2 pseudogenes are annotated in these 1,001 nt (G+C 56.5%); both read right to left on the reverse strand.

Annotated elements, in window-relative coordinates:
- Window positions 1-56: 56 nt before the first annotated feature.
- Window positions 57-122 (reverse strand): annotated as a pseudogene (gene rpsL / locus ACIP0B_RS28590) (30S ribosomal protein S12); the annotation flags it as partial.
- Between the two features lie 216 nt (window positions 123-338).
- Window positions 339-1,001, reverse strand: a pseudogene (locus ACIP0B_RS28595) (DNA-directed RNA polymerase subunit beta'); the annotation flags it as partial.

The following is a 1,001-nucleotide window of genomic DNA, read 5'->3' on the forward strand; positions in this document are numbered from 1 at the left end:
AAAGATAAGTAAAACCAGATACACACTACACGAAGTTGCTGGCAGATCTGCAGCTAAGGTAAGTAGTATTTCTCGACGATACGCTTACGCGGCTGACGTACCAGCTGGTTGATAGTTGCCATCTACTAGCTCCACTGTTGTCTTGCGACGCTATTGTCTTGCAAGAAAAGCAAAATGGCAGGAACGGATTCCCGCCAAATTTAGGGGATCAAGAGTCTAAAGAGGATCTTGCCCCCAGTCAAGGCAAGGCCCTGGCCTCTCCCCCCACCGAAACTCGACAAAATGTCTCGATTCGATGAACGGAGCGGTCAGGGCCTTACGCTCATTTATCGCAGAACTCAGTTACCGCTCGAGTTCAGCGCTTCGGTCAGTGCAGCTTCCACTTCACTGGCGCTTACGCGCAACGGTTTGTCCGCATCACGGCGACGCTTGCGCTCGCTGTGGTAGGCCAGACCGGTACCGGCCGGGATCAGACGACCCACGACCACGTTTTCTTTCAGGCCGCGCAGGTAATCGCGCTTGCCGGTGACGGCCGCTTCGGTCAGTACGCGGGTGGTTTCCTGGAAGGAAGCCGCCGAGATGAACGATTCGGTCGACAACGACGCCTTGGTGATACCCAGCAGAACGCGGGTGAACTTGGAGACGAACTTGTCTTCCGCGTTCAGACGCTCGTTTTCCACCAGCACCTGGGTCAGCTCCATCTGGTCGCCCTTGATGAAGCTGGAGTCGCCAGACTCGGAGATCTCGACCTTACGCAGCATCTGACGCAGGATGGTCTCGATGTGCTTGTCGTTGATCTTCACGCCTTGCAGGCGGTAAACGTCCTGGATCTCGTTCACGATGTACTTGGCCAGCGCGCTCACACCCAGCAGACGCAGGATGTCGTGCGGATCGCTCGGGCCGTCGGAGATAACTTCGCCGCGGTTCACCTGTTCGCCTTCGAACACGTTCAGGTGACGCCACTTCGGAATCAGCTCCTCGTACGGATCGCTGCCGTCGTT

The sequence above is a fragment of the Pseudomonas sp. NPDC089534 genome, from assembly GCF_044749305.1.
Taxonomy (GTDB): domain Bacteria; phylum Pseudomonadota; class Gammaproteobacteria; order Pseudomonadales; family Pseudomonadaceae; genus Aquipseudomonas; species Aquipseudomonas ekonensis.